Source organism: Bacteroidota bacterium, from assembly GCA_013696965.1.
Taxonomy (GTDB): domain Bacteria; phylum Bacteroidota; class Bacteroidia; order JACCXN01; family JACCXN01; genus JACCXN01.
The window spans coordinates 21039-47336 of sequence record JACCXN010000055.1 but is presented as its reverse complement, the minus strand read 5'-3'; the positions used below and the strand labels follow the sequence as shown (position 1 = coordinate 47336).

22 protein-coding genes and 1 tRNA gene are annotated in these 26298 nt (G+C 34.7%); 9 read left to right on the top strand and 14 right to left on the bottom strand.

Annotation, left to right across the window (positions count from 1 at the left end):
- Positions 1 to 373: 373 nt before the first annotated feature.
- Positions 374 to 1579, top strand: a complete 1206-nt coding sequence (locus H0V01_08125; protein MBA2583333.1) for a DEAD/DEAH box helicase — start codon at positions 374 to 376, stop codon at positions 1577 to 1579.
- Between the two features lie 74 nt (positions 1580 to 1653).
- Here the strand turns inward: H0V01_08125 and H0V01_08120 are convergent, their stop codons facing one another.
- Positions 1654 to 1872, bottom strand: a complete 219-nt coding sequence (locus H0V01_08120; protein MBA2583332.1) for a hypothetical protein — start codon at positions 1870 to 1872, stop codon at positions 1654 to 1656.
- A 142-nt stretch (positions 1873 to 2014) separates the two neighbouring features.
- Positions 2015 to 2096: transfer RNA gene (locus H0V01_08115), tRNA-Leu, on the bottom strand.
- A gap of 176 nt (positions 2097 to 2272) precedes the next feature.
- Here H0V01_08115 and H0V01_08110 point away from each other — a divergent pair.
- The 3 genes from H0V01_08110 (at position 2273) to H0V01_08100 (ending at position 5079) form a co-directional block, all read left to right on the top strand.
- Positions 2273 to 3166: a flavin reductase family protein gene (locus tag H0V01_08110; GenBank protein MBA2583331.1), complete on the top strand. Its 894-nt coding sequence runs from the start codon at positions 2273 to 2275 to the stop codon at positions 3164 to 3166.
- Positions 3167 to 3242: 76 nt separating this feature from the next.
- The gene (locus H0V01_08105; protein ID MBA2583330.1) at positions 3243 to 3593 is read left to right on the top strand and encodes a DUF3127 domain-containing protein; all 351 of its coding nucleotides are present in this window, start codon (positions 3243 to 3245) and stop codon (positions 3591 to 3593) included.
- A gap of 127 nt (positions 3594 to 3720) precedes the next feature.
- Positions 3721 to 5079, top strand: a complete 1359-nt coding sequence (locus H0V01_08100; protein MBA2583329.1) for a short-chain fatty acid transporter — start codon at positions 3721 to 3723, stop codon at positions 5077 to 5079.
- On the opposite strand, the gene H0V01_08095 is transcribed toward H0V01_08100, so the two are convergent.
- The 3 genes from H0V01_08095 to H0V01_08085 are packed head-to-tail and all read right to left on the bottom strand — an operon-like array spanning position 5076 to position 8460.
- The gene (locus H0V01_08095) at positions 5076 to 6344 is read right to left on the bottom strand and encodes an ABC transporter permease (protein ID MBA2583328.1); all 1269 of its coding nucleotides are present in this window, start codon (positions 6342 to 6344) and stop codon (positions 5076 to 5078) included. The genes H0V01_08100 and H0V01_08095 overlap by 4 nt on opposite strands.
- An 18-nt stretch (positions 6345 to 6362) precedes the next feature.
- Positions 6363 to 7511, bottom strand: coding sequence for a glycosyltransferase (locus H0V01_08090; GenBank protein MBA2583327.1), 1149 nt, complete (start codon positions 7509 to 7511; stop codon positions 6363 to 6365).
- The gene (locus H0V01_08085) at positions 7501 to 8460 is read right to left on the bottom strand and encodes a flippase-like domain-containing protein (protein MBA2583326.1); all 960 of its coding nucleotides are present in this window, start codon (positions 8458 to 8460) and stop codon (positions 7501 to 7503) included. Before H0V01_08085 ends, H0V01_08090 begins: the two co-directional genes overlap by 11 nt.
- 58 nt (positions 8461 to 8518) lie before the next feature.
- Between H0V01_08085 and ruvC the strand changes: the two genes are divergently transcribed.
- Positions 8519 to 9073: a crossover junction endodeoxyribonuclease RuvC gene (ruvC, locus tag H0V01_08080; protein MBA2583325.1), complete on the top strand. Its 555-nt coding sequence runs from the start codon at positions 8519 to 8521 to the stop codon at positions 9071 to 9073.
- Here ruvC and H0V01_08075 read toward each other — a convergent pair.
- The 7 genes from H0V01_08075 to H0V01_08045 form a co-directional block, all read right to left on the bottom strand.
- Positions 9066 to 9473 carry an HIT family protein gene (locus H0V01_08075; GenBank protein ID MBA2583324.1) on the bottom strand — a complete coding sequence of 136 codons (408 nt, stop codon included), beginning with the start codon at positions 9471 to 9473 and terminating at the stop codon, positions 9066 to 9068. The two genes, ruvC and H0V01_08075, sit on opposite strands and share 8 nt — an antisense overlap.
- Positions 9474 to 9947: a transcription elongation factor GreA gene (gene greA / locus H0V01_08070; protein MBA2583323.1), complete on the bottom strand. Its 474-nt coding sequence runs from the start codon at positions 9945 to 9947 to the stop codon at positions 9474 to 9476.
- Between the two features lie 118 nt (positions 9948 to 10065).
- Entirely contained in the window at positions 10066 to 11127 is a 1062-nt protein-coding gene (locus H0V01_08065) for a PorV/PorQ family protein (protein MBA2583322.1), read from the bottom strand.
- 36 nt (positions 11128 to 11163) lie between these two features.
- Positions 11164 to 15159, bottom strand: coding sequence for a T9SS type A sorting domain-containing protein (locus H0V01_08060; GenBank protein ID MBA2583321.1), 3996 nt, complete (start codon positions 15157 to 15159; stop codon positions 11164 to 11166).
- 23 nt (positions 15160 to 15182) lie between these two features.
- A complete protein-coding gene (locus H0V01_08055; protein MBA2583320.1) occupies positions 15183 to 18914 on the bottom strand; it encodes a carboxypeptidase-like regulatory domain-containing protein in 3732 nt (1243 codons plus the stop codon).
- Between the two features lie 157 nt (positions 18915 to 19071).
- Positions 19072 to 19461: a hypothetical protein gene (locus tag H0V01_08050; protein MBA2583319.1), complete on the bottom strand. Its 390-nt coding sequence runs from the start codon at positions 19459 to 19461 to the stop codon at positions 19072 to 19074.
- A 113-nt stretch (positions 19462 to 19574) separates the two neighbouring features.
- Positions 19575 to 19880: a hypothetical protein gene (locus H0V01_08045; protein ID MBA2583318.1), complete on the bottom strand. Its 306-nt coding sequence runs from the start codon at positions 19878 to 19880 to the stop codon at positions 19575 to 19577.
- Between the two features lie 52 nt (positions 19881 to 19932).
- Between H0V01_08045 and H0V01_08040 the strand changes: the two genes are divergently transcribed.
- The gene (locus H0V01_08040) at positions 19933 to 20367 is read left to right on the top strand and encodes a hypothetical protein (protein ID MBA2583317.1); all 435 of its coding nucleotides are present in this window, start codon (positions 19933 to 19935) and stop codon (positions 20365 to 20367) included.
- Positions 20368 to 20712: 345 nt separating this feature from the next.
- On the opposite strand, the gene H0V01_08035 is transcribed toward H0V01_08040, so the two are convergent.
- A complete protein-coding gene (locus tag H0V01_08035; protein MBA2583316.1) occupies positions 20713 to 22035 on the bottom strand; it encodes an adenosylhomocysteinase in 1323 nt (440 codons plus the stop codon).
- Positions 22036 to 22170: 135 nt separating this feature from the next.
- Here H0V01_08035 and H0V01_08030 point away from each other — a divergent pair, with 135 nt between their 5' ends.
- Both H0V01_08030 and H0V01_08025 read left to right on the top strand, forming a co-directional pair.
- A complete protein-coding gene (locus tag H0V01_08030) occupies positions 22171 to 22824 on the top strand; it encodes a 4'-phosphopantetheinyl transferase superfamily protein (protein ID MBA2583315.1) in 654 nt (217 codons plus the stop codon).
- 1 nt (position 22825) lies between these two features.
- Entirely contained in the window at positions 22826 to 23596 is a 771-nt protein-coding gene (locus H0V01_08025; protein ID MBA2583314.1) for a geranylgeranylglyceryl/heptaprenylglyceryl phosphate synthase, read from the top strand.
- 134 nt (positions 23597 to 23730) lie between these two features.
- On the opposite strand, the gene H0V01_08020 is transcribed toward H0V01_08025, so the two are convergent.
- Positions 23731 to 24792, bottom strand: coding sequence for a HesA/MoeB/ThiF family protein (locus H0V01_08020; GenBank protein MBA2583313.1), 1062 nt, complete (start codon positions 24790 to 24792; stop codon positions 23731 to 23733).
- Between the two features lie 183 nt (positions 24793 to 24975).
- Here H0V01_08020 and fbp point away from each other — a divergent pair, with 183 nt between their 5' ends.
- Positions 24976 to 26061: a class 1 fructose-bisphosphatase gene (fbp, locus tag H0V01_08015; protein ID MBA2583312.1), complete on the top strand. Its 1086-nt coding sequence runs from the start codon at positions 24976 to 24978 to the stop codon at positions 26059 to 26061.
- Positions 26062 to 26298: the final 237 nt, after the last annotated feature.

The window sequence follows — 26298 nt, the reverse complement described above, 5'->3', positions numbered from 1 at the left end:
ATGAAAAGGATTTATTGTCTTTGATGACCTTATGATACTTGTTTTTTACTCTTTATATAAAGGTAAACCGAGATTTATAATTTATTTTACTCTAACTCCAAACCCAGCTATTGAATATACTTATTATGGATAAGCACCGTTTTAAATATTATGTTAAGGGGTTGAGGTTTTACCTTAAAAAGATGAATGAATTTAAGACAATACATTGGTTGATTTGAATATTATAATCCTCTAAATTAGGTTAATAAGTTTAAATAGCATATATTTGCACCTTAGAAACTCAACCTACCCTCTAAAAAGACCAGGAACTCTTCTCAGAACTATTTAGTTTTTTCCGGTCATTACATTTACAATTATTTATTAAAACAACTTTATGACATTTGAAAATCTAAATATTATTGAGCCTATTTCCCAGGCCTTAAAATCAAAGGGATACACACAGCCATCACCTATTCAGGAAAAAGCGATACCACATATTCTAAAAGGACAGGATGTTTTTGGCTGTGCACAGACAGGTACTGGAAAAACCGCTGCATTTGCTGTTCCAATTTTACAATTACTTCATCAGCAACAATTAAAAGAAAGAAGACCAGGAATTAAAGCTTTAATTCTTGCTCCAACCAGGGAACTGGCTATTCAAATAGATGAGAGTTTCAGGGATTATGGCAAAGGCCTAAACATAAAACACACTGTTATTTTTGGTGGAGTTTCACAGGGCAAACAAACAAACGCTCTGCAAAGAGGGGTAGATATTGTTATTGCAACTCCAGGAAGACTTCTTGATCTTATGAATCAGGGCTTTGTAAGACTTAATTCGCTTCAATTTTTCGTACTTGATGAAGTAGACAGAATGCTCGATATGGGTTTTGTTAAGGATATAAAGAAAATAATTACGAAAATACCAGTAAAGAGACATACTATATTTTTCTCCGCAACAGTTCCACCCGAAATAAAAGGATTGGCTGACAGTTTACTGAACAACCCTGTTTCTGTGCAGGTTGCTCCTGTTTCATCTACTGCCGAAAAGGTTAAACAATCGGTTTATTATGTTGAGAAAGGAGATAAAAATGCTTTGTTACAACATCTTTTGAAATCAGAGGTAATTGAACACGCCTTGGTATTTACAAGAACTAAGCGAGGAGCTGATAAAGTGGTTAAGGATTTAAATAGAAATGGAATTAGTGCTGAGGCAATTCATGGAAACAAATCACAAAATGCAAGGCAAAAAGCATTAACCGGCTTTAAAAACAGGACTATAAAAATTCTAATTGCAACAGATATTGCTTCAAGGGGAATAGATGTAGATAAATTAACTCACGTAATTAATTACGAACTACCTGAAGTTCCTGAAACATATGTTCATCGTATAGGCAGAACAGGCAGGGCTGGAGAAGAAGGTGTAGCTTTATCCTTTTGTGCAACTGATGAAAAAGACAGTTTAAAAGGGATAAACAAGTTACTTAAATCAAACATTCCTGTTGCTGTACCTGAACATTTTACTTTTTCCAAGGCGCCAGTTGGTGTAGTGGGCGAAGTTAAAAGGACTCACAGCAGAACTTTTCAGAGAAGAAGAAATTAATACGAATTCCTAAAAAAAGAGGCTGTATTTCATTTGCAGCTTCTTTTTTTATGCCAAAAATCGGGATCAAACAATTAGGAAGCAATTTTAAACCATGCTGAAAAAGCAAGCAAGGTTAGTTTATGATGGGAATATTCTTCAGGAATAGTATTCTTTTCTTCCAAATAAATATGATAAGATTTTTCTAAAGGATCTATTTTGGCAATCTTAAAAAATTCCAAGATTCCTTCTGGCAAGATCAAGTTTGCCAGGCAGTGATTTTCGTCTCTTTGCACGTAGAATGTTTTTTGCAAAGAAATGATTTTTGTTCATTCCCCCCAACTTTTCCGCTTGATCCCAAGGCATTCTGATTGGCTGTTTCTATAGATTATTAATGGAAATAAGAAATAAATAAAAACCGCAAATAGTAATTAACTATTTACGGTTTTTTTTCAGTGCGGATGAAGGGACTCGAACCCCCACGCCTCACGGCACCAGATCCTAAGTCTGGCGCGGCTGCCAATTACGCCACATCCGCATTCTTATTTTTAAGGACTGCAAAGATACAATTTTTTTTATTTCAAAAATTATATTTTACACTTTCTTGCGTATTATATTAAACTATTTTTCCTTTCAATAAATTATACACCCCATAATATTGATCATTTGCCCTGTTAATTGTTAATTTTGAAGTTCATTTAATTTAAATAAAAAATGCTCACCATTGACCCCAAGAATACTAAAACATCCATTCTGCACAGTTATTTGTTAAGTGCAGTTGCACCCAGGCCTATTGCCTTTGCAAGCACAATGGACACGGATGGGAATCCGAATTTAAGTCCATTTAGTTTTTTCAATGTATTTAGCGCTAATCCCCCAATAGCTGTTTTCTCGCCTGCAAGAAGAGGGCGTGACAATACCACCAAACACACATTTGAAAATATAAAAGAAACCATGGAAGTGGTTATAAACATGGTAAGTTATGACATGGTCCAACAAATGTCGCTTTCCAGCACGGAATATGCAAAAGGAGTAAATGAGTTTGAAAAATCAGGCTTTACTCCCCTTAAATCTGATTTAGTAAAGCCTTTCAGGGTAAAGGAATCACCAGTGCAAATGGAATGCACAGTTATTGATATTATTGAACTGGGAGATTCTGCAGGTGCAGGAAACCTAATAATTTGTGAAATTATTAAAATGCACATAAGTGAAGAAGTGTTAAATGAAAATCAAATGATTGATCCTTTTAAGATAGATCTTGTTGCAAGAATGGGTGCAAACTGGTACTGCCGGGCAAGCGGAGATGCATTGTTCGAGGTAGAAAAGCCTTTAGCTACCATAGGAATAGGATACGATAAAATACCAAAGAATATTTCCAGCAGCAGTATTTTAACAGGAAATGACCTTGGAAAATTAGGCAACGTAGAAAAACTGCCTGATGAAACAGAAGTAAACGAATTTAAATTAATGGAATTAAGTGAGTTCTTCATAAAGCTAAAGGACAATCCTGAGCAATTAGAACAGCAATTGCATAAAATGGCAAAAACACTGCTGGATAAGGGCCAGGTAATGGATGCATGGAAAACACTTTTAGCCTTTAACGGATAATTAACAGCTGTTTTTTATGTTTTAAAAAAATAGTATTTTTACATTTTAAAAGTTCAATTATAAAAATTAATGTATTATGGAATTAACAGGAAAAGTGAAATTAGTAAGTGATGTGCAAACTTTTGATAGCGGGTTTACAAAAAGAGAATTTGTAGTAACAACAAATGAACAATATCCACAGGATATTAAACTGGAAGTAATAAAGGATAAATGCAGTCTTTTAGACAGGGTAACTCCTGGAAGTGAAGTTAAGGTTGCTTTTAACTTAAGGGGAAATGAATTTAACGGAAAATATTTTGTAAATCTTCAAGCATGGAAAATAGATGCTGTGGATGCTTCTTCAGCACAAGCAGCTGCCGCTTCATCTGGTTCCGGTGAATCTTTAAATGGAACATTGCCACCTGCTGATGATGATTTGCCGTTTTAATTAAACATTGAAATAGTTGAAAAAAGCTGCCTGAATTGGCAGCTTTTTTTTTACATTTAACCCAAGCATTAGCTAAAATAATTAGCTCTAATAATTTATTGAAAAACAAAACATTCTTTTTTAAACAATGAATTTTTCAGACAGGTTTGCCAGGGCATTTCATAAAATTTTACCATCGCCATTTGCAATTGCCCTTTTATTAACATTCATCACCTTTAGTCTTGCTGGCATCCTTACTGATGATCCTTTAGCGGATAATTCCAGGCCTTATCTAGTCCAGTTAGCTGATTATTGGTATGCAGGAGTTTGGGATTCTGCTTTGATGGTTTTTGCAATGCAGATGATGCTAATACTGGTTCTTGGTCATGTTCTCGCACTTTCTAAACCAGTGGATAAATTAATCAACCTGTTGGTTAAAACTTGTTCAAACACAGCAAAGACTGCATTAATAGTTTGTTTTTTTTCTTTAATTGTTAGTTTTTTTAATTGGGGACTAGGCCTTGTGTTCGGAGCTATATTTGCAAGAAAAATTGCAGAAAAAGCCCTAATCAATGGTTATAAAATAAATTATGGATTAATTGGGGCCGCAGGATATTCCGGATTAATGGTATGGCACGGAGGTTTATCCGGTTCTGCTCCCATTAAAGTAGCAGAACCTGGCCATTTTTTAGAAGCTAAACTTGGATTGATTTCTCAATCGCAAACAATTTTTTCAACAATGAATATTAGTGTTTCCCTGGCTTTATTGATTTTTTTGCCATTGCTTATGTATTTACTTGGTAAATATGCAAAAGACTCAAAGCCTGAGATCGAATTAAAACCACAAACAGAACTTTTAAAACACACCATTTCCGGGGCAGAAAAAATAGATAACTCACAATTAGTATCTCTGGTTACTGGAGGCCTTATACTAACTTATATATTATACCTGATTTTTATTCCCCCTGAAACTGTTTCCCTGTCAGTAATTACACCGAATTTCATTAACATGAGTTTACTCGGTTTGGCTATTGTTTTTCACCAAAATTTCAAATCGTTTTTACTTGCTGTTGATAGTGCAATATCCGGAGCATCTGGAATTTTAATACAATTTCCGCTTTATTTTGGTATTATGGGTATAATGAAATATTCAGGCTTAACAATTTTAATGTCTGATTTCTTTATTTCGATTTCAACAACAGAATCATTTCCGGTTCTGACTTTACTAAGTGCAGGCATTGTAAATATATTTGTGCCCAGCGGAGGAGGTCAGTGGGCTGTTCAAGGCCCAATTATAGCAGAGGCTGCTTTAAAGTTAAACGTTTTGCCAGCCAAAGCAATAATGGCCTTGGCCTATGGTGATCAATTGACAAATATGGTTCAGCCATTCTGGGCTTTGCCTTTATTAGGTATTACAGGGCTAAAAGGAAAAGAAATTTTGCCTTATACACTTATATTGATGGTGGTGGGAGCAATAATTTTTATAACAGGTTTATTATTGTTTTAAACTACCGGGCCTGATGTTTTATCATAATCATCTGCCGATCTGCTATCAAGAGCATCTCTAAGGCCATTTCCGACAAGCATAAAGGCAAGAACCATTAACATAATGGCAAACCCTGGCATAAGGGCTAGAAAGGCATTTCCAGTAATTATATATCCATAATGATCTTTTATCATAGTTCCCCATGAGGCCATTGGCGGCTGTGCCCCAATACCCAAAAAGCTCAATCCTGCTTCAATTAATATTGCGGATGCGAAATTAGCAGCAGAAATTACAATTACAGGACCCATTATGTTTGGCAAAACATGACGAAAGATCAATCTGGAATCAGAAAAGCCTAAAGCCCTGCCAGCCTCAATAAATTCTTTTTCCCTAAGACTCAGTATTTGCCCTCTTACCACACGCGCCACTTCAACCCACATGGTTAGACCCACTGCAATAAATACTTGCCAGAATCCTTTTCCCAAAGCCAATGTAATTGCGATAACCAACAAAAGTGTTGGAATAGACCAAACAACATTAATTAGCCAAACAATAAAATCATCAATTCTTCCTTTAAAAAATCCACCTATTGCACCTAAACTTATACCTATTACAAGGGAAATGAAAACGGAAATAAATCCAACTGAAAGAGACACAATAGTACCGGACATTAAACGACTTAACATATCTCTTCCAAAGCGGTCGGTTCCTAAAATGTAAGTATTTGACACTATATTTTTCTTTTCAATCTCATCTCTTAAATCCTGTAGTGGTTTACTAATTTTTTTATTCCCCAAAACATGAAATTCTAAAAATCCATTATCTGCATAATCTTCATACTTCACATTATAATCCAATGGATAAAGTACATCTGCAATATGGAATTTTGTTTGTAAGCCTTCATGTCCTTTTAGCCCGGTATACTGTTCTACAACTATGTATTCTGATTCAAACCAATAACGATTAATTGGAACTTCATTGTGATCGTTTTCTTTTCCACCAAAAAACATTTTATCCAGAATGTTAACCGAAGGAATCTCTTTGTTTTTTCTAATTTTTAATATTTGAGCGGTAAAGCCTGGTTCTTTTGCAGTAAGTTGCAAGAGCATTTCATTAGCCATAGGGCTTGAATCAGGCCTGATGACAGATCCGAGCAAGGCAATAATAACAGAAATTCCAATTACCACTAATCCAAAAAGAGCCAATTTACTTCTCTTTAATCGTTTCCAGGTATAATATGAAAGTGAGCGGGAATAAAAATCTGAGGTATCTTTTTTAAAAAACATAAACTATAAAAAGTACAATTAACTTAATTTTCTTCCTTTCCAGTTGTAACTTCCAAATTGAGAAGCTATTGCAATAACCGGAACGTAAATAATATTTAACAATTGTCCTGGAATTGCTAACCAAAGCCACTTTCTGTTTTTAAAAAATGAGGATAAACAAAATAAAAATATCAAATCTATCAAACACTTTACTCCAAACAAGAAAACAAATAAGAGTGCGAATTTATTGGAAATAAATGACATTATTAAGCAAAAGCATAAAGAAAAAGATGCAGAGAATACAATGCCTGCAAGGAAAACAACTGCAACGTCATGATAATCTCTTGATTTAGACGCCCATCGCTTTCTCTGTTGAAAAAATATTTTTAATTTTTCAATGGGTTTTGTATAAACAACAGCATCATAATTCTTTATAAAACCAATTTCTTTTGAACCAAAATATTTCTTAAACTTTAGCATAAGCAACATATCATCTCCCGATGCCTTGTTATCAATTGATTTAAATCCCTGGATTTCATTAAAGGATTTTTTCTCGTAAATTAAGTTTGCGCCATTACACATTAAAGGCATGCCTGCCAATAAAAATGCTCCTCCCATTCCAATGAGTGCTGAAAATTCAAGATTTTGTAATTTTCCGGAAAGTGAATCCACAGGGCCAATAAATACTGGCCCTACAATCATTTTATGGCCATGTTGCTTGTAAAAACATGCAATTGAGTTTAACCATTCAGGTCCCATTACACAATCGGCATCAGTTGTAACAATTAACTCTCCTTTAGCCTGCTTTATAGCTGTTTGAATTGCCAGTTTTTTATACGATTTTGTTCTGGCATCGCATGGCAGGTGAATGAGTTTTAGATTTTCAGAATTCTCACTCATGCACTTTTCAATTATTCTACTTGTTGAATCCGTGGAATTATCATTTACAACAATAATTTCAAATAAATCAAGAGGATAGTTCTGATTTAAAATAGACGAAAGACAACTGAGTATACTATCTTCTTCATTTCTGGCAGCAACTATTACAGAAATAGGAACAGGAGAAACAAATGAGTTTATTTTTTCAATAGGTTTGTGTTTAACCCAAAGATAGGATGCAGAGGAAACTACAAGAATATAAATTGAGCTAATAAAAACAACAACCCACAGTAAAATATCAGTATTCATTTATTGAAAGCTTATGGTTTGCAATAAACATTACACCCAGTAAGGCTGGAAAGGCAATGTTGATTAGCCACAACATAGTTGCAGCAGCAAGTATTCCAGCGCTATTAGATGAAACCGCACCAACAAAAAATAAAGCAGCAGATCCTCTAACTCCCCATTCAACAAGTGCAAAAGTGGGAATTACACTTATAACAAGAAATATCACAGGCAATAAAACAAGTGCATCTAAAATTTGAATTTCAATTTTAAATATCAATAACAAAATATAAAATTGGAGAAAAAACATTAAATATCTTAAAGTACTTAAAAATACCAATTTGATTAATTCAAGATTACTAAAAAAAGCAAAAGCCCTTAGATATTTTTCAATTTTTGAACCAAAAAGAACAGGAATTTTTCTAATATTAAAAAACAAAAAGAAACAAATTGGAATAATCAACAACAGAACAAGGGAAATGAATCCGATATTTAACTGACTAAAATAAAGGTAATAAAAAATCACTCCTAATATACCAAAAACAAGCGTAGTTAAAAGTTGGCTCAGATTTCCGGCTATGGCAATTACAACAGCATTGGTTCTATTACTTCTATTTAAATAAATAATTCTACCTCCATACTCACCAACTCGATTTGGGGTGAATAGACCAACAGTGATTCCAGAAAAAACAGCCTTGAAAGATTGCGGAAAAGAAATTATCTGAAGCTTTTTGATAATCATTTTCCATTTGTAGGCTTCGGTTCCCCAATTAATTAAAAAGAGAATACAAACAACACTTAATAATGGAAAAAAAGTTGGTGCAAGAAAGGCATTCTTAAATGCAGATTCAAATTGTGCAAAATCCTGTGAAATAAAAATTCTATGGTAAATAAACCAAAAGGAAAGACAAATAACCAGAGATTTGACAAAAAGAATTAAAAATGCATCATATTTAGCTAAATTTGTCTTCATTGCTATTGTAATTGCTGGCAATATACTTAAAATGATTTAATCTTTAATTTTAATAAAATTGAATTCAGACAGAATAATTCTGGGAATTGATCCTGGTACAAACATTATGGGTTATGGAGTAATTCACATCAAACAAAAAAAGATGGAATTACTATCTCTGGGTACAATAAATATGAGCAAAATTGATGACCATCATATAAAACTAAAAAACATTTTTGAATCAACGGTTCAGCTAATCGAACTTTACAAACCGGATGATATGGCAATTGAGGCACCATTTTTCGGAAAAAACGTTCAATCTATGTTAAAGTTGGGCCGTGCCCAAGGTGTTGCAATTGCAGCTGCATTGCATAGAAATATCCCAATTACTGAATATGCACCAAAAAAAATAAAACAATCCATTACCGGAAATGGTAATGCTTCAAAGGAACAAGTATCGGCCATGCTGCAAAGCTTATTGGTATTTCAAAACATACCAAATTCCCTTGATGCTACGGATGGGCTTGCCGCAGCGGTATGCCATTATTTTCAAAAGAATTCAGCTGGTGAAAAAAAAGTTTATTCAGGTTGGGAATCTTTCATTGTTGCAAACCCTAAACGAAAAATCAATTAAAAGGAAAAGCAAGGTTATTACGAATATCCTTTGCGATTAGGGCATATTGTTCATCCGATAATTTCATTTTAGGCCTGGAAAAATTAATATCATCAACCTTATTAATTGGAATAAGGTGAATATGAGTATGAGCCACCTCCAGGCCAATAACAGCTATTCCAATTCTTTTGCAATCAACTGATTTTTCAAGAGCAATGGCAATAGTTTTAGCAAAAGCCCATAAATGTGAATATAATTCGTCTTCAAGATTCAATATATAATCAACTTCTTTTTTGGGAATTACGAGCGTATGGCCAAGTGCAAGTGGGCTAATATCTAAAAATGCGAAAAAATCATCTGTCTCAGCAATCTTGTGAGAAGGAATTTCGCCATTTATGATTTTAGTGAATACAGATGCCATTTATCTGCCAATTTCAATTATTTCAAATTCCATTTCTCCAGATGGGACGGCAATAGCAACACTCTCACCAATTTTTTTGCCCAACAAGCCAGTTGCTATGGGTGAATTTATTGAGATTTTACCCGTTTTAAGATCGGCTTCATTTTCAGGAACAAGTGTATAAATCATTGTTGCTCCATTTTTTGTATTCTTTATTTTAACTTTAGAAAGAATAAGTACTTTGGAATTATCCAGTTTAGATTCATCAATAATACGGGCAGTACTTAAAACATCCTGCAATTTTGATATTTTCAATTCAAGTAAACCCTGGGCTTCCTTGGCTGCATCATATTCCGCATTTTCTGAAAGATCACCCTTGTCTCTTGCTTCTGCAATTTGTTTGGAAATGGAAGGGCGCTCAAAAGTTGTTAATTGATGTAATTCATCCTTCAACTTCTCCAGACCTTCCTGAGTAAAATATGTTGGTTTGCCCATAACTGTTTAAATAAAAATCATTGTTTAAGTATAATAAAAAATAAAAGAATCCCGACAAAGTCGGGACTCTTTATAAATACTATAACAAATTTAATAAAAAAAAATTATTTATATACCACTATAAATTAATTCTCACCCCTAAACTATGAACACCGTTAAAAGGATTTGTAGCACGGTAAGAGTAATCGAAACCAAAGGTGGTTCCCTTATCATTTAAAGGAAGTTCAAAAGTAGCACCTGCAGAAGGACCAGTAAAGGCTGTTACTCTGTCACTAACACTAGTAATTCCTTCTTCGTAAGCATATCCACCTCTAAGCATGAAATAATTTTTGAAACCATATTCAAGTCCTAACAAAATTTGATCTCTGGTAAACGAATTGGAGGCAAAATTTCCTGCAAGAGTTAATCTGTGATCTTCTAGAAGCTTGAAATCATAAGAAGCACCAATATTAATCATTGAGGGTAACTCATATGGAGAAGTTCTTTGTTCAACGGTAAGACTAGCACCTGTAGTAGGAATAACACCTCTAATAGAAAGACCATCTCCTTTGAATTTCATTGGTGGGCCAACATTTCTTAGTGCAATTCCAAATTTTATTTTATCATTTTCACCTGTAACATATCTTACACCGGCATCAATAGCAACTCCAGTAGCACCGGCATTTGCTATTTTCTCAGAAACCATTTTAAGCGTTAATCCTCCATATATACTGTTCGAAAACTCCTTCGCGTAGGAAAGACCAATTACAGAGTAAGAAGGAGAAAAATTACCCAATCCACCTTCAGGCAAATCAACAGTGGTAACCATTACATCTCCAAAATTCATGGATAATACACTAAGGCCAATTACCCCGGTTTCACCAACACGCTGAGATAAACCGAATGCGTTAATGTTAATGTTGTCATCAATTGAGCCTGAAATGTTAAGCCAGTTAGTATGTGCAAAAACAATTTCTGTTTTTTTTGTAAAAGCAATTCCTGCAACATTAAGGCTCATGGCTTCAATACCAGATACACTGGCAGTGTTTGCGCCTCCCCATCCAGTACTCCTGGCCCAAGGGTTTATTAATAGTGCAGATCCACCGGCTTGTCCTGCTCTATCCTTATTACCCGCAATACCATTTGAGCATAAAATTGCTGAACCAACTACTGCAAAGGCGAATTTTAAATATCTATTCATAAGTATTAATTATATGTATCGTATGTATAAATTTTATTAAAATGAATCAAGATCAACCGGTCGCATAATTCCAAACCACTTTAATACCCTTTCTCTTAAAACACCCGTTTCGTCTTTCGAACTTACATGTATTAAATAAACACCACCTGAAATAGGTATGCCAGCATGGTTTTTCAAATCCCATTCAAGTGAGGTTGTCTTATCAGCTTTTGCAAATTTGCGAATTAAAGTGCCATTTACAGTATAAATTGTAACAGAAGCTTCTACAGGCAAGTTAATAATCTTAATTCTGTTGTCCAATTGGTTGGTTTCATAACCTGAATATGCATAATAAGGATTCGGAACAACATTCACAAGTGAAAGTGCAGAATCCAGTGCGATTGAACTTCCCTTTTCAGTGGCAAGATCCTTAAGATCGAAAGAGTAAAGTGGATTTTTGTCATTTGCAACACTGCTTGTTTCATATTTCTCATACTTTCTTGAAACTCTAAGTTTAATTTTAACTTCTGTTCCTAAAAGTTTCTTATCTTTTACAAGCAAAGGATAACCTACCCACATACAATTGTTCCATACTTCACGCAAAGCAGTTCCACCTGCAGTAATAAATTCCTTCAATTTTTCTCCTTCATCGTAAGCAGGCATTTGATTTGGTAGATTTCCGCGTTTATTAAACACATATATAAAATGCTTTCCTCCACCTCTTATTTGGCCAGTATTTGTATACACAACTGATGTTGGGTTCCATAACATATCCCTACCATTGGCATCACCTAGCCAGGTATCCTCACTAAAAGCCATATTTAAACGTTCACCAGTTTCAACACAAACAGCATAACCTGGAAACCATCCCATTCCATTGCCACTTCCATCAGCAATTCCATCCTTATTAACAGAAGGTGATTTTCTTAATCCATTTTTAACAGCACCACCAAGGGATAAAAGCGGATTGAATTGATTTTCAAGAACAGGACATCTGGTCCATTTGGTTTTGTCATCAGTAATAACAACATCAACACTTTTCACCTTGCTTAAATCTGTATTACCCCCAGTTACAGGTATAGCCGGACCATGTTCATAAACAGAAGTTAAACCATAAGGAGCCCAAGTTCCATTCAATACTTTTTCATATATTTCTTTATCGTCTTTTCCACCATAATCAAAATATATTTTATTGTATGGATAATTAAACATTGTTGTATCATCAAAAGTACCAGAACGAATCCAATTGGTTTGACTGAACTGCTCAGCATCAGAAACACCTGTAAGCCATCTGTTTTGTTCATCATTAAATTCCATGGAAGCCCCAATGTAACCATTGGTAAGTGAAGTAGGAATTCCAGGATTTTCGGCCTGTTCGATACGAATAGAAAGGCCAATGGCCGGAATTAATTGCTCATAAGCTACTTTAATTGAGGTTCCAGAATTTACAACAAATTCTCCAGCGGCATAGCTTTGTCCATCCACTTCAAAAGCTGAAGTGTTAGTAAGTATCCAGCTGGCAGTGTCAATAGAAGAAGTTCCCGGGACATTTAATTTAATCTCAAAAGTTGCATCAGGAACATTTAACGGATCTACAACTTTAATATCAACAGGCCCAAATCCTTTTTTGTAAACAGGAAATTCAATTTTACCTGCAGAGAATATTTGGGCTTCGCTCTCAGCAGAAAATTCAATGTTTAATCCTCCATTACCTTGACCTTCAATCCTAGTAATTATTGGCTGATCGCCATATGAACTGTTAACTAAAATACCAGTTTCTCTGGGTGATGAATTATGCGGAACAGCTTTAAAAGCTTTAATACTCCCACTAGCAGTCTTACGGCTTAATTTATAGGTTTTAGTTTGTCCATCTAATCCTGACGGCTGAAGAGGATTATACTGTTTGAAATTATTGTAAGCATAAGCAATTGCTAAAAAGTAATAAGGCTTATGATTAACAAGTTTTTTAGCATTTAAAGCAAATTTATCTTCGAGAATTCTAAATGAATGGTAAATTCCTTTATCCGTACCATTGATTATAACATCTTCAGGTACATTTGCAAGAATATTTTCATCAAATTTAAAATTAATTAACCTTGAAACGCCATCTTTAATATCAACCTGTGCAGTTAATCTTGCTCTATCCGGATTCCCAATTTCATCTGCCGTTACAGTTCCATCCTTTACCTGGTAAATAAGATATCCCTGGAATCTATAAAATTGGTCAAAAGCTTGTCCTGTTTCAATATTTATGGAAGGAATTGTATAGTCTTTTTCAATATACGATTCATTCACATTATTCCCTCTTGGGTTACTTAAATAAAGTATAAGCTCTTTATCTAATTCTTTAATAGTTAATTCAGGAGCATCGGGTCCATTAAGAATTCTAAAGCAATTATCAAATAAAGATTGTGCTTTATCATCTACAATTTTTAACTTTTCCACAGATGCAAAAGGACCACCTGAAAGTGCCTGAGCCCATACCACACCAACAGTAATATTATTTACAGCTCCCGGTTTAAGAACAAAGGGTCCTGCTGATTGAGCAAAACGTCTATCAGCAGCAACATTGAGAGCAGTTTCTTCTGTCCAGTTTAGTTGTGGCGCTCCATTTGTACCCCATCCAATTGGATCAGTAGTTCCTGGAAACATATAATTGCATTCACCAACTCCTCCACCAGAAACGTGACCGTTTCCTCCATATACCATTTTAGTATTGTCTTTCCATATACCTCTTAGGAAATTATAATAATCTGGAGCTGTTTCTGGTTCCTGAATAGCGTTAGCACCTTGACCTCCTTTATTGTGATACAGGAAACGTGACATCCCAAAACGTTCATTGTCTATAATCCCATCACCATAGCCAATACCAAGACCAGAATAGGGAATACCATTACCTGCTTTAGCAAGATTGTAATCATAAACCAAAGGGTTATCTATCCCATCATTGTCTTGATAAGGCCCTTCAAAAAAGTCAATACCTATAGCAGGAGGAGTACCTTTATAATGTCCTGGTGCACCAGTACCATCAGTTTCCGCGCCATTGTAAGCATAACCTAATCCTCTTTGAACATCGCAACCAACAAAATCATCATCGTAAAAACCTAAATCTGCATCAGCCCATACACCAAAATAGGTATTTTCAAGTGAAAAGGTTGAACGGTTAATAAGTTCATAATTGTAAAATGTCATATTGTTAATTTCATCGTTTGTAGAAAAGGCAAAGGCTTGCGCTCTCACTTCCATACCAATTGGTGAACCACCTGTTTCAGTATGTACATTTCCTTTATCGTTAAATACCCACCATAGGTTTTTATCACCGTAAAGTTTCACATCTCTTGTTGTTCCACATTCACCTCCGGAAACCAACTCGTATCCAGGATAGTCACCGTCATAAGGGTTGTATGCCCCAGTTGATCCATCTCTCTTAAAATAAGGTGCAAGGTAATATCCTTCATTATTGCCAGGATTACCATGGGCAGGCCAATCCAAAATAGATTTAGGAATAAGGTATCCGGGAAAATCTAAAGCAGCTTGTGCAGGATTATCCTGAGTAGCCAAAAACCAGGCATTGAATTCCTCAACCTCCGCTCTTGTTGTAACAAAAAACTTATCGTATTCATAGCAAGTAGGAGCATCAATATCTACGGTTATTTTGTTTAAAGGACCAGGCCAATAATCATTTCCTTTATTACGAAATCTTTGAGCAGCTAATTTTAATTGTCCATTAACATCCACACCACCCATCCAGAGTGCTCCTGAAAACATAGAATGATTTCCTGAACCTTTAGGAATTTCATATCTGGGACTTCCAACAAGATCCCACCACATATCTCCACCAGTGTGAATTAAAGCTCTAACATTGTTTAAATCAAGATCACGGGAAGCACTAGCAACTGCGCAACCAGCGGCCAAGGAAGGGGTGTTTTGGTTTGAACCAGGATTGTTTTGCCCTCCATTGGAACTATTAGTACTATTTTTTGCGAAAGTAGTATTTGCAACAAAAACAAGGCAAACAGAAATATTTAAGAATAAAAAGCTTAATTTTTTCATATAGATTTTTTTATAAAAATTTATTAAAAGCTCAGGATTACTCCTAACCTTATTGTTCTTGGCATACTGTAATTACGTGGATTGTTAACTTTAAGAGCATATAATTCTCTGTAAGCAGCTTCATCGTTTTGCTGCTGGATGCCTTGCTGATATTCGGCAGCATTCAAAAAACCATCATCGTCAGGATTCCCTGTAGCTCTGTAAACATTAATAACATTCTTGGTATTTAACACATTTTGAACCCATAGGTAAACATTTAAAGCAGCTTTTTTCTTTTTCTCTTCCTCTTTACCCCACTGCAAATCAATGTCTTTGTCTAATCTTAAACTAAGGCGCATTTGTCCTGGATTTCTTGATCCATTCATGCTTCCTTTCATTACACTTCTACCGCCATTCACTAATGCTTCCGGGCTAATGTTAGACTGCTGGGAATAAGGAGTACCTGAGCCTGCCATTCCCAGAACATTTAGACCGGTATTTGAGAAAACCTGCTTATCAAACCAAACCGGGCCATTGTAATTTTTTCCTTTTCCAAATCTAAAATCAAGACTTGCGGTAAAATTGTGGCGCTGGTCAAATTCCAAAGGAAATGCTGTTCTTAAATTGGGCTGGCCAGCATTGATCATATTTAAACCGGTAGTTGCACTAGAGCCTGTACCATCAGCAAATTGCAAAGTATAAGATGCTCTAAGTGAAATATTTCCGGTCCTTCTTAAATCATAAACAATTGTCATCCCTTTTACTGTTCCAAAATCCATATTACCATAAGTTCTATAGGTTCTTGGATAAGCATAATTCACGTTTATCACCTGAACCATGTCTCTCATTTCATTGTAGAAGGCAGAAAACTTCAAAGAAGAGCTATAAGTTAACTTTTGTTGAAAACCCAATTCATAGGTAATTGTTTTCTCAGGTTTCAAATTTGGATTGTTTAAAGTTGAATTCGGACCACTTTGAAGAAAAAGATAATCCGTAGGATCTAATCTTAAGCCACTTCCTGGTCTTTTTGCAAGTACATCATAATGTGCGAAAAACAATGCTTCATCAGAAATAGGGAATGAAAAAGCGATACGCGGCATAACTATTACCTGTGGAGTATAATCTGTAAATGCAGAACTGGTAAGATCAGTACTTGCATTTCTCTTATCAGGATTAAGCAACCATGGAGCCGTAACGCCCTTAGAAGTTAGAAGCACACTAGGGTCATTCAATTCAATTCCTTTAGCGTTATACCATTTATCGCCATCTCTGTAACCTAAAATTGAATTTGGCTCAGAAATATCTGCAGTCGCATCATCTGAGGTATAAACAACGAAGTTATCGCCAATATTGGAAGGGCGTAAATCAGCAGGAAGTTCAGCAGCTTTCCTTGTTTCAAATAAAGAATAAGGATCTTTCAAAACAAACTGATTGGCATCAAACCTGTCAACACGAAGACCAACATTAAAAATAAGATCTTCAAAAGCAAATTTATCCTGAATATACCCTGCAATGTAAATTGGCTGAAAAGCACCTATTTCACGTTTTAAATTTCCAAATTCATCTCTATCGTTAAAGAAACCATCAAAACTTGGCTTCCCTTTAAGTCTTTCTCCTTTGTGGTTATATCCGGCATAGCTAACAAAATTATAACCCTCATTCAACAATTCATTTGCACTAAACATATCAAGCGTATAAAGGCTTGGATCGTAAGAATCCACATCAAGAAAATCAAGGCCATCCTGATCCAGGTTTAATTTTCCTCTTAAATTATAATCAAAAAAGGACTGGGTTTCGTCACCATTAAAATTGTCATACTCTCCTGGAGAATTATTAAACCTTTTATAAGTGATGGTTGGAATTGGATTCCCCTCCGTGTAAACCACTTCTGGGTTAGCAACATCACGTTGTTGTATGTGCAGGTTTGCAAGATCTCTGGCTCTTTGCCACAATTGATAAGGGTTTGTAACATTAAAAAATCTATCTGAGCGCTGTTCGTATTCAAAACCTACAAGAATAGCGTGGTTTTTAATATCTGCAGATCCGGTAGCTCTTACTCTGAACTGAGAATTGTCCATAATTGAATATCCATTGTAAGGCATTCCAGGTGCGTTCCAAATATCATAAACATGACCACGAGATTTATTCATTGGATAACGTCCATTTAACAAACCTCCTCCTTCAATTACTTGTTGAGGATTTTCATAATGCCCTGCAGGGTCCTCATATAAATCATAGTAATTCTGTGTATAATTAGCAAGAATAGGATTGCTGGTGCCAGGTTCAAATTCATAAGCAGTTTGTTGAAAATTCTCATGCACGTATGCAGTTAATCCAGTAGAGTCTTCAAAAACAGGAAAAGGAGTATAGTAATTCACAAATGTAGAATTGAATTTTCCAATATGACCATAGTTGAAAATTTTGTCTTTGTGAATCGGGTCCTCAATTCTTCTGTTGTTTTTGGAATAATCCAACTGCAAAGAATAGTATGCATTTTTAATTACTGAAGCAGATTCTTCCTGCATGGCATCGCCAGTAAAACGATGTGTGAAATTTGTATAAACCCTCCACACATTTTCTGTTATTAATGGATTATGGTCAGAGTTAAACAAAGTATTTTCAAAAACATTCCTATTAATATCATTAGAAACACCCGTTCTCTTTGTTCCATAGTCCATTGTACCACCCAGTGTAAGATGGGTGTTTGTACTGGTATTAATATCAATTTTGCCTGCAACCACAGCTCCTTTAGTAGAAACATTTTGTCTTGCTTTAATTTGCTCCATATCACTTGTCCTTACAAACTCACCGGTAGGAAAGAAACCGGTCCCAACAGGTTTGGAAGGATTGTCTCTGAGTGATTGCATTTTATCTTCATTCACTTTCCAAGAACCAATGGCTGAAGGACGAGGGTCCTTTTCAGATTTCAATTCACCAGAAAAGAAAAATCCAACTAAAGGTTTTTTCTTGGTAGAATCCTGAGGATCATTTTTCATTAATAAAGGTCCGGAAAGGGTATAACCCATAAGATTATAACCATATGCATCTGTTAATTGAGAAGAAATAAGCTCCACCCCTCCAAAATAAGTGGAAGATGCGCCCCTGGTTGTAATACTAATAATACCTCCGGTAGCATCACCATATTGAGCAGGTACTCCTCCCATAATAACAGTAACTTGTTCAATAGCCTGGTTAGGAACTGTAACTGCACCTCTAACTTTAACACCATCAATATAAGTATCCGTTGCATCCTCTCTTGCTCCTCTTACACTACCTCTTTCACCGTCAGCAGAATAAATACCACCTACAGTAAGAGCGGCCATTTCCGCGGAACGCCCCGGCATTTTGGCAATTTCCTCCCGGGTAACAGTACCTCCAGAAGAAGTTTTATCTTTAGATATCAAAGGAACTTCATACTCCACTTTTTCAAAAGTAGCAAGTTCAATACCCTGAGACATTTTAATATTTAAGAAAGCAATTTGATCAGAAGAAACTACTACTCCGGATATTTGAATTTTCTCATAACCTACAAAAGATGCTTTAACATCATACTTTCCGGGAGAAAGCGGTTTAATGAAAAAATTACCATCAATATCAGTAGTAACACCTGCAATTTGATTGCCGTTTAATTCCACAACAACATTTGCAAAAGGAACAGGCTCATTATTTACCTTGTCCAAAACTTTACCTTTTAAACCACCTTGGCCTACCTGTGCTTTTGCAATGGTAACCGAAGCAAGAGTAATTAAAAACAACAGTTGTATTTGTTTTAGCATATAGAATAAATTATTTACTTAATTTAATATAGTTGAAAAAAGAATAAACACAATGGATATAATACAAATCAGTTGACATAAAGCCTGTAAAGATATAAAATCATAAAACTCAATTCCAAATTTTTTACAATTTAAATTTATTAAATCATTAGTTATATCAGTAAATGGGCCTTTTTAATATTTCAGAATAGATAACCATGTCCCTAGGATCAAGGCCTGCAAGTACATCCGATGATTTATCACCGTCTTCGATCCGATTGTTTGCATCAGAAAAATAATCGTCTTGGTTTGTTTTTGCAGAAGCAACTTTCTTTTTTATTTTTGGTTTCCTTATACTAATTATCTCAGCGTTTTGAATTTCCTCAAGATATTTTCTTTCAGAAAATGAATCCTCTTTTACAATCTCTCTAATTTCTTGGTTTTTTAATGGAGGAAGTGCCTCGCTTTGTTTTTTGGCCTTATTCTGCGACTTTCGAAAAGTACTGTATAAAAACCAAACAATGGCAATTACAAAATAAATTATCGTTTTTACGTCAATGTTTTCCATAGTAGTGCAACAAATTTAAAATAAAAAATCATACTAAAAATGTTTTTTTATTTAAAATGCGTTTTTTTTTGCTAAAAGTGCTAAAAACCCAGTATAACCAGCCAATTCAAGCTCTAATTCTTTCTGGAAAACCATCTTTTTATAAAAATTTCTTTCTTGTTGTTTTTGGCTACTGTTGTGTTTTTCATATTCCTTTTCATTCTTTTTCGGGTTTGTCTAGTTTGTATATCAAGGTGTTTTTTTCTTGATTCGTTTTCATATTTAATTACTTCTTTTTCTTTTCTTCTCTTTTCCTTTGCAGCCTCACTGTGTTTCTTTTTTGTTGAAGGCTGCTTTGATTGACCTTGTGTAAAAGAAAAACAAGCAGTGGTAAAGAAAATAAACACAACCATGAACAAGAATTTGAAAAACCGCTTCATTTGATTAGATTTGAAATAAATTAATTCACGCTAAATTAATACAAAAAAACGAATGATAACTAATACATACAGAGTTTTTGTGCCCATTTTCATGATTTGCATTTGTGTTTTGAGTTCCTGTAGAAGAGAAGAGCATCCAGTGCCCTATGTGCCAGTAAACATTACACTGCACGTATCTGATCCTGAATTTTTTAATTTAAATGCAATAAGCGGCTCAACACAATTAAATGGTGGATCAAGAGGAATTATAGTTTATAGGAAATCGCAAGATGAATTTATGGCCTATGATCGACATTGTACTTATGACTCTGAAAATCCATTGGCAGTGGTAATGCTTGATTCTGCAAATAGTTTTTCTGCTGTTGACAGGAGTTGTTCTTCCCAATTTTTTCTTATTGACGGTTCAGTTCAACAAGGCCCAGCTCAATACCCTTTAAAACAATACCAAACCACTTATGACGGGGTAAAACTTATTATATCTAATTAATAGTAAAAACACTACCTTGATTTTTCCTAATTAATCGCATTTATTTTTGTTTGGAAGAATTGCAAATAAAACCTTCAATTACTTCTTACATTGTTGGGATGAAATCAATGTCCGGTAAAAAAGAAAAGATTCCTCACTACACTGCATTCGTTCGGATTTACATTGAAAGTGAGAAACATATGTTTTAGCAAACTAAAACTCTTGAAATGCCTACAATCTGAGCATAGCGAGGAATCTAAAAAACTTTTACTCGACAGCAGTAATTAATTTCTTATAAAAAAGGAAGGGGCTGCAAATAACTTGCAGCCCCTTCCTTTTTTGAATCTTTACTAATAAAAGCAACTATTAATATCTGTAGTAATCCGGTTTAAATGGCCCTTTAATATCTACTCCAATATATTTTGCTTGTTCAGAAGAAAGTTCATCGAGCTCAACACCAATTTTAGCTAAGTGTAATCTGGCCACTTTTTCATCCAGTTGCTTAGGCAAAGTATATACTTTGTTTTCATACTGGCCAGGATTTGTCCAAAGTTCCAATTGGGCCAGGGTTTGGTTAGAGAAAGAGTTAGACATTACAAATGAAGGATGACCTGTGGCGCATCCTAAATTCACAAGTCTGCCTTCTGCAAGAACAATAACATCATTACCATCAATAGTATATTTATCAACTTGTGGTTTGATTTCTTCTTTGGTATGTCCAAAGTTTTTATTCAACCAAGCCATGTCTATTTCATTGTCAAAGTGACCAATATTACAAACGATAGCTTTATCTTTCATTGAACGGAAACTTTTTTCTGTTACAATATTAAAATTTCCCGTAGCAGTAACCACAATATCAGCTTCTTTAACTGCATCAGCAAATTTCTTTACTTCATACCCTTCCATTGCAGCTTGAAGAGCACAAATTGGATCAATTTCAGTAACAATAACCCTTGCTCCGGCTCCACTTAAAGATTCAGCAGAACCTTTTCCAACATCGCCAAAACCAGCAACAACTGCTACTTTACCAGCCATCATAACATCAGTGGCTCTACGAATAGAATCTACAAGAGATTCTCTACAACCATATTTATTGTCGAATTTAGATTTTGTAACGGAATCGTTAACATTAATGGCAGGAATTGGCAAAGTGCCATTTTTCATTCTTTCATAAAGTCTGTGCACTCCAGTTGTAGTTTCTTCTGAAAGACCTTTGATATCTTTTACTAATTCAGGATATCTATCAAAAACCATATTGGTAAGATCACCACCATCATCAAGAATCATGTTCAATGGTTTTTTATCTTCACCAAAAAACAGAGTCTGCTCTATACACCAGTCAAAATCCTTTTCGTTTAACCCTTTCCAAGCATAAACCTGAATTCCGGCAGCAGCTATAGCAGCGGCAGCATGATCCTGGGTTGAAAAAATATTACATGATGACCAGGTAACTTCTGCACCAAGTTCAACTAATGTTTCAATCAACACTGCTGTTTGGATAGTCATATGAAGGCAACCAGCAATTCGTGCACCTTTCAATGGTTTTTTTGCTCCAAACTCTTCCCTTATTGCCATTAAGCCTGGCATTTCTGCCTCGGCAAGTCTGATTTCGCGTCTGCCCCAATCAGCAAGGGACATATCTTTTACCTTATATTTTAACACTTGATTGTTTGTTGATACATTTTCCATTAGAAATAAATTTGTTTTTAATTGATGAAAGGGGCAAATTTACCAAGAATTTAACTTTTTAACAACTAATCGCTATAATTTATGCTTGTTTTTCACAAGATATCCATTTCATTGTTTATGGAAAACTTTTAGGCAATGAGTTTATATTCAATTAACAATATTAATTCCTGCCTAAATATTGGGTTATGGGAAATTACAGAAACCAGAGCAGATTTAATTTCGGAAATCAACCTATCCTCTATTGAATTGCAACAGCTAGAGCAGATAAATCTTGAAACAAAAAAAATACAATGGCTTTCAGTACGAGTATTACTTAAAAAAATGTTAGGCAAAGGATTTCAAATTCTGTATTCAAAAACAGGAAAACCCTATTTAAAAGACTCGACATTAAAAATATCAATATCCCATACTGAAAGTTTTGTGTCTTTAATTATTAATGAAAAGGAGGAAACCGGAGTTGATATTGAAAAAGCAAATCCTAAAGTAGAAAGAATAAAAAATAAATTTTTAAGCCTAATTGAATTATCAGACATTCAAAATTCTGGGGATTTCGAAAAACTACTCGTTTATTGGGGAGCAAAAGAATCATTATATAAGGTATATGGTGAAAAAGAACTTACATTTAAAGAGAATTTATTTATACCCCCATTTAAATTTAAGAAATCTGGAACAATTGAAGGAAGAATAATAAAAGGAAATGTTAAAAAAAATTACCTTTTAAATTATGAAAAAATACAGGGCCATATTTTGGTTTATGTATTGGAAGAGATTAATTTACAAAACATTTAGCATGCTATCCAACAAAAACATCTATAGTTTAATTCTTGAAAACAAGAAAAAAGGCAAAAAATTACTTGCTGTTTTGATCGATCCGGATAAGCAGGATCTTTTATCAATTCCGCTCCTTGTAAAAACAATTGCAGAAAATGGAGCCGATTTAATATTTGTAGGAGGAAGTTTGATGGTAAATTCTGATTTCGAAGAAAAATTAGTAGCCATTAAAGCACATTCCAGACTTCCTGTAATTTTATTTCCAGGAAGTCCGGTACAGGTTAATAAAAATGCAGATGGAATTCTCCTTTTATCCTTGATTTCAGGTAGAAATCCTGAATTATTAATTGGGCAACATGTAGCTGCTGCACCAATTTTAAAGGCAAGTGGGCTTGAAATTTTACCTACCGGATATATTTTGGTTGACAGTGGAAAAACAACTACCGTTACCTATATAAGCAACACTACTCCGGTTCCGTATGACAAACCTGAAATTGCAGCATGTACCGCACTTGCCGGGGAACAATTGGGCATGAAACTTATTTACCTTGAAACAGGTAGTGGTGCACTTAAACCCATAAGTTCTGCAATGATTTTAAAAACCAAAGAATTCATTACTGTTCCTTTGATAGTTGGAGGTGGTATAAAAACACCAGAACAGGCTTATGAAGCATGCCTTGCAGGGGCTGACATAATTGTAATAGGAACTGCCTTTGAGAACAATATTTCTGCACTTAAACCCATTGCTGATGTTGTTAAAAAAAGCAATGTAATTGAAGGATATTCGTAAGTAAATAATTAGTCTATAAATTTTACAAAAAAAAATAAGAGTAAACCGCAAAAAAGATTGCATTTGCAAAGTCAACAATAAAGGTTTGCAGAATTAAAAAACGAGGTTTACGCTTGCAAATGGATTATCTGAAATTATTCTTTCCAGGCATCTGCGCCACCTTCCAGGTTATGAAGATTATCAAAGCCAAATTTTTCTTGCAAATTCATTATGGCAATTTTACTTCTGTTCCCTTGCTTGCAAAATAGTATAACAGGAACATGTGTTTTGATTTTTTTATATTCCTGCATAATTTCTCCAAAAGAAAGGGATTCGCTTTTTGGTAATCTATTCTGCTGTTCATATATTTCCCTCAAATCCAAAAGCTGAAAATCTTCTCCTGAGGTTATTTTTACTTTTAATTGTGCAACAGTAATTTCTTTAACTTGGGCTGTTTCACATGTATGATTATAGTTACCCAACTGAGTAACTTTGGCAAGAGAACTTCTGGTAAATTCAAGTACCTGAATCTGCAAATCAAGGGCATTGATAACAAACAATTTTCCAGATTGAATTTCACCAATTTCTACAATCATTTTAATGGCTTCATTCGCCATTAAAGTTCCAATAATTCCAGGAAGTACTCCAATTACACCTGCTTGAGAACAATCATTTCCCAGTTGTGGAACTTCAGGGTACAAACACCGGTATGTTGGCCCATTTTTATAATTGAACACGCTCATTTGTCCTTCAAATTGGTGAATAGATCCAAAAACCAATGGTTTATCAGCAATTATACAAGCATCGTTAATTAAATACCTGGAATTGAAATTATCAGTGCCATCAATAATAATATCAAATTGGGAAATTAGTGAAATGGCGTTATCAACATTGATGAATTCATTAAAAGCATAAATATTTATGTGTGGGTTTTGATTAATCAAAATGTCTTTAGCGGCAACTGCTTTTGATTTTCCTATATCGCCTGGAGTAAATAATATTTGTCTTTGTAAATTGGATTCATCTACAATATCATTATCAACAATTCCAATATTACCTACTCCTGCAGCCGTTAAATATTGAAGCACTGGACAACCAAGACCGCCAGCTCCAACCATGAGGATTTTAGCCTCTTTAAGTTTCAACTGACCCTTTAATCCAATTACAGGAAGAATCAAATGTCTGTTGTATCTTTTATTTTCGCTGGGAGATAGCATTGAACGGAAAGTTTATTTATTAAGGTTTGAAAGTTTTTTAAACATAAAAAGCAATATCCTATTCTAGTAAAAGGCTTATACATACTACTAATAGAGCAAAAAAAATTAAAATAAACAGTAAAAATAGTTTATCTTCCCTTATATTTGTATAATATTTAACTATTGTAGCTAAAACAAGATTCAATGAGCAATAAAATTCGCATGGTAACGCTGGGGCAGTTTATTATAGAACGCCAGAATGAGTATCCAAATTCAAAAGGTGAATTATCCAGATTACTGAGAGATATTGGCATTGCGGCTAAAATTGTAAACCGGGAGGTAAATAAAGCAGGCTTGGTAGACATTTTAGGAGAAGCTGGTTTAACAAATGTTCAGGGAGAGCATGTAAAAAAACTTGATGTTTTTGCTGATGAACAATTCATGGCTGCCTTGCGTGCAGGAGGTGAATGTTGTGCAGTAGCATCCGAGGAACAGGAAGACATTGTTCCAATTGATGGAGATGTATCAAAAAATGCCAAATATGTTGTAGCGATAGATCCCCTTGATGGTTCATCGAACATCGATGTAAATGTTTCTATTGGAACAATTTTCAGCATATATAGAAGAACTTCGGAGAATGGATGCCCGGGAGTGCCTAATGACTTTTTGCAAAAAGGCACCAATCATGTGGCAGCGGGTTATATAATTTACGGATCCTCTACAATGCTTGTATATACTACAGGAAACGGAGTTAATGGATTTACCCTTGATCCATCCATTGGAGAATTTTGTTTATCTCATCCAGATATGAAAATTCCAACGGGTGGGAATACTTATTCAATAAATCAAGGGAATTTTGTTCATTTTCCTGATGGTGTAAAAGCATATATAAAATATTGCCAGCAAGAAGACATTGCTACTAAACGCCCCTATTCGCTAAGGTATATTGGTTCGCTTGTTGCTGATTTTCATAGAAATATGATAAAAGGAGGGATCTTTATTTATCCTTCCACAGCAAGCGCACCTAATGGGAAACTAAGGTTACTTTACGAATGCAATCCTCTTGCTTTTATTGCAGAGCAAGCAGGAGGCAAAGCAACGGATGGTTTTAACCGTGTCCTTGATATTCAACCCGTTGAAATTCATCAACGTATACCCTATTTTATTGGGTCAACCGAAATGGTTGAAAAAGCAGAGGAATTTATGCAAATCCATTCTCATATAAAGGCCAAAGAAGAGGCTAGATCATCTATTTATATTAGAGGAATGAAAAAACAAGAAAACATTTAAAGCTAATTTAACTTTAAATAAATGCTTGATTTTTTCTATGGGCAATTAATTCTGAATGTTTTTCCAATTGTAATTTTCCTAAACTTTAATAAGCAAAAACCAACATTGAATAAACACCCATTCTTTGAATAAAAGGTTGCTTTTATATCTAAATCAAAAAACATTCTTTTAAAACTTATACCCTTTCCACACCATAAAAAAATTTACTTTCGTTATTATATATAGATTTGCAAAGAA